Annotated in this window: 3 protein-coding genes and 2 tRNA genes; 2 read left to right on the forward strand and 3 right to left on the reverse strand. The window is 57.7% G+C overall.

Annotation, left to right across the window (positions count from 1 at the left end; translation table 11 throughout):
* Together H5U08_RS11130 and H5U08_RS11135 are read right to left on the reverse strand one after the other, a co-directional pair.
* A partial coding sequence (locus H5U08_RS11130; RefSeq protein WP_297032998.1) for a hypothetical protein occupies positions 1 to 791 on the reverse strand: 791 nt, incomplete at its 3' end.
* A gap of 140 nt (positions 792 to 931) precedes the next feature.
* Entirely contained in the window at positions 932 to 2,842 is a 1,911-nt protein-coding gene (locus H5U08_RS11135; RefSeq protein WP_297033000.1) for a thioredoxin-like domain-containing protein, read from the reverse strand.
* A 440-nt stretch (positions 2,843 to 3,282) separates the two neighbouring features.
* Between H5U08_RS11135 and H5U08_RS11140 the strand changes: the two genes are divergently transcribed.
* Positions 3,283 to 3,356: transfer RNA gene (locus H5U08_RS11140), tRNA-Ile, on the forward strand.
* A 232-nt stretch (positions 3,357 to 3,588) separates the two neighbouring features.
* Positions 3,589 to 3,661, forward strand: a tRNA-Ala gene (locus H5U08_RS11145).
* A gap of 378 nt (positions 3,662 to 4,039) precedes the next feature.
* Here the strand turns inward: H5U08_RS11145 and H5U08_RS11150 are convergent.
* Positions 4,040 to 4,363 (reverse strand): hypothetical protein (locus H5U08_RS11150; RefSeq protein WP_297033002.1); only part of this gene is annotated, 324 nt, incomplete at its 5' end.

A 4,363-nucleotide genomic window follows, 5' to 3' on the forward strand; every position in this document is an offset into this window, starting at 1 on the left:
GTGAACCAGCCCCCCAAGCCGTTCTGCGGAGGCGACTTGGACTCAGCTTTCTCTTCTTTCTCTTCTGAATGGGCCACAGCCGGTTCCGACTGTTTGGGATGCCCCGTCGGATGGGCAGCGACTGGCTTGTCGGTCCTCTGCAAGCCGCTGTCTGACGGCCCAGCCTTCGACAAGCCAGGGCTGCCGCCCGAACCCGCCGGCTGCATGGACGACGAGGTCCCCGGAATCACCAACTCCGGACCAACAGGAGCGAATTGATTCGCTGGACCTGACTGGACAGTTTGGGAACCGTCCGGCTTCTCGGGTCCAGGGACGCCAGACAGAATTGGCGGCATGCGTTGTTCCGGAAGCCCCAGTCCTTCGGCACCAGGTGCTCGCGAAGTCCCCTGAATTCGTTCCCTCAATTGCTGAACGAAATCTTCCAACCGCTTTCGCAATTCTCCAAAACGTTCTCCCGCAGGTCCCGGTGAGACCTCGGGGGCGTTTTGCCCTATTTCCTGGGAACGATCTCTCCACTCGCGAAGTGCCTCACGCCGGGCGCGCAGACGCTCCCGCAGAGTCTGGCCGAGACCGCGTCTTGCGCTTAAGGACGGTCCGGATTCAACCAGATCGGAAGGACCAGGTCCCTCGTCCTGAAAAGCCGAAAACATTGCCGGGGTATTCTCCCCCACGACCTGACCCCGCGGCACGGCGGCCGGTCCCTCCCCTGCCCTTTTCGGTGCCGGATGATCCCAGAACATGCCGCACACCACGCAAAGGCCGACTAGCGCCCAATACAGATCCCGTCGCATTGGCAATTCTCCAGGCAGGAGCTCGGATTTCGTCCACTGCGTTTCATCGCAGGCTTAGCGCATTGTATCCTGTTCGCCAGTTCAGAACAGCGCGAACGTGCGTACTCGCCAGTCGGCGGACGACCGAGACAGGAACATCACTACTTGATAAGCCGTTTGAGCTCTCGCTCCAGCTCGGCTGCCGTGACGTTCCGATTGACGACCCGTCCCTGGTCATCCAGCAGAATCATGAGCGGCAGCGTGACGACTCCCAGCTCCACCGCCGGGCGGCTCTCCAATCCTCCCGGTTCGTAAATCTGCGGCCAGCTCAGCCGTGCCTCGGCCAGGTAAGCCTGCATATCTTCCAGTCGGGTATCCACATTGACCCCCACAATGGCCAATTTGCCGCCGTAGCGTGTGATGAGGTCCTTCAGGATCGCCATGTCCGTCTTGCAGGGCTCGCACCAGCTCGCCCAATAGTGGAGCAGCACCACCTTGCCACGATACGCGGCCAGGTCAACGGTGCCGCCCTGCGGATCCTTTCCTCTAAATTCCAGCACCTGACCCTCCAGGCCCAAGCGACGCAGGGCCCCTTGTGCTTTCGGAGCCTCTGGCGCATTCGGAAACCTTTTCACCACCTCTTGATAAAGGGCTTTCGCCCCTTCTACGTCGTCCATGTATTCCTTTCCGATGGCCAACTGCATCAGCGCGCTCGCCGCATCGGGAGCATCAGGATACTGTTTCAGGAATTCCTGAAGGTTCTCCGCCCATTTCTTCTGCACGGCGTCGTAGCTCGCACCGGGAGCCTGCAGAGCCAGCGAGTATTCGGCCGTCAGTTGGCGGAACCGCACATAGGCAGCCAGGTCTCGCTTGGCCGGATCTCTGCTCAGACGCGCATAGAGGGCCGCCAGGCGTTCGCCTCCCTGGGGGAATGTCCCCGCCTGAACGGACGCCGAGACGAAATCCGCTAACTGGCGAATCCACATCGCCTTGTCTTCCGGTCGTTCGCTTTGAGCTTCCAACGCCTCGAGGATGTCAGCTCGCTTCGCATTGAGGGCCGCCTGCTGTTCCAGGGTTTGTGCGTCTTTCGCGGCGGCCTCCAGTTTTTCCAGCTCGTCAAGAAGTTTCTGCATCTCTTCGGTAACCCCAGCCGTGGCCTCGGGCTGGGAAGGAGCCACTGCAGGCGGGCGGAAAAAGAGATTGGCGGCAGAAGCCAGCACCGCCTGATCCTCAATGAGCTGCGGAGCGGTAATCAGTTTCCAAGCCGACCCGACCTGAATCAACGTCCCCAATAGAAATTGCACCGTGCCTTTGTCTGTCTCCGCAAAAGCGAGGGCATTTTCGTAGACGATCAGATCGGTTTTGGGACCGTCGGGACTGGCGGGCACAACGCCCGGACGATGCCCGCTGAACTGAACCCACTTCACAGTCCCCAGGGAGGACACCTTGCTGGCCGCTCCTGCGAATTGAACCCCCGCCTGAGCAAGCAGCTTCTTGATCTCGGCTTCGGTCTCTGCGTTCAGACCGAGTCCAGCCAGCTCGCTCGACGTCAGCAAGAGAGATTGAAACCTTCCCGGATTGTTGGCAACCAGGGACCGAATAGCTTCTTCCGCAAGCTCTTCCGGGGAGATCTGTTGCCAGCGATCGATGACCCCATCCTGGTTGCTGTCAATCGCCCAGCGGGTACCGGCCGTGGTCAACCAGCGAAATTGGTCCACCTTCCCATCCCCGTTGGAATCGATGTCCCTGTAAACCTCCAGTCCGTTCTGGAAATAGCACCAGGTATCCACCCGATTGTCCCCATTGGTGTCCAGGAACCGCCGCAAGACGTATCCGCGACCATCCTTGACCACCCAACCCACATCCTTCCCTATCTTCTCCGCAGCCACGGTACATTGCGCCATTTCCTCCTTTGTGGGGATATCGATCTCCACTCCTGGCTGCATTGGTTTGAGATCTAAAGTCTGTTCCACGGTGGGAGGGGCCGACTCGAGCCGGGCAGACCCGGACAGAACGCCAATCAAAGCGAGAGCAAGACTTGAAAGCATCAACGGACACTGCCGCAGAGTCATCACGTACCTCCTTGCGGATCGGGATCTTTCACCCAAACTGGACTCAGTCGGGAGACAATGGCTCCCGTTTCGGTTGCATTTCGGGGGAAACCGCCTCGAAACCCGGTTTTCAACCCCGTATTCGCAGGCGTCTTGGCCATGCCCCGGGGAGTTGAATGGGGTGGCTTTATCCCGGACTTTACACACTCCCGGCAAAGGCTACAATAGGAAAATGAAACGTGTGTCAGGCCTTTGCAGTCAGCAGCGTAAGTACGGCGGCCTGGAAAGAACCGCGTCATGGTGGTGTGGCCGTCAATACACACGGCGCTGTTTCGGTCGTTGTATTGATAGCGCCTAAATGGCACCCGGAAAGGAGAGGGGCTACTCGTTTTGGGTAGCTTTTGCGGTTACACGTGGAACTGGCTGACTGTGGTCCACCTGTCGAGGTGACCGGAGTTTACGCGCGCATAGCTCAGTAGGTTAGAGCGCGTCCCTGATAAGGACGAGGTCCCTGGTTCGAGTCCAGGTGCGCGCACTTCGGCGCTGTGTGGAGCGCGCGATTACGAAACTTCTCGCGGTGTGCGATTAACGAAGAACCCATCCGAGAACGAAACAGCGACCGGGAGTTCTGGCCGGTTGGGGCGTTTTCGGATAGGTTCTTCGGTGTGGAAATCGGCGGAAAATTCAAAAGCTGACAAGGGCTGATACGCTGACACGCGCTGATGCGTTGTCGCTGTTAGCTCATTTCAGCTTCGTTTGTTTAGCGTGGGGATGTAGCTCAGTTGGGAGAGCGCCTGCTTTGCAAGCAGGAGGTCGTCGGTTCGAATCCGATCATCTCCACTAAGTTGGCGAGAATGGTGGTGTTGTCGAGCGTTTGGCTTTCGGGGGTGGCTTTTCAACAGATAATAGATTTCATTCTCGAGCCGGTTCTCTTTTAGGATTCCTCTCTTAGTATTCGTATTCTCATTTGGTGGCCCTCCGTATTCTCGTTTAGTATTCCTCTTTTAGCACTCACGGGCGGTTCTTTTCCAGTATTCTCAAGCCAGTGCTCTTCGGTGGGCTGCGGGTCGTCAAATACAGATGCCGGTGTCTCGTCGGCCTTGAAGATCGATGTTCTTGGGGCCTCTCTGGGGTCGACTGCTCAGAAATAATTTGCCAAGCGAAGATGATCAAGAGATCATCATCAAAGGATGATCAGCAGACCATCATCAAAAGACATCAAAAGATGATCAATAGATCATCAGGTGTCCACTGGCACACCATGCTTAGCGGTGCGCTTCGCTGTCCGCCTGAAAGAGCCGCTGCAAGCCGGACGGCCTTCCGGAAATTATTTTTTCGATTATGCGATCCCGGGCGATACGTCTCCCGCTTTCGCGCACGGGCCGTGTAGTTAAACCCCGGTGTCAACAAAAGCTGTATGCGCTGTATGCACCGCGTGTTCTTCGGAGCGATGCCATTATCACAGCGCACCCATTCCTCGTGCCATGGATACAGTTCCCGACAACGCACTCCATTCCCAGTTACTTTTTGAAGCGTGGCGAC

The organism is Thermogutta sp., assembly GCF_014359955.1.
GTDB lineage: Bacteria > Planctomycetota > Planctomycetia > Pirellulales > Thermoguttaceae > Thermogutta.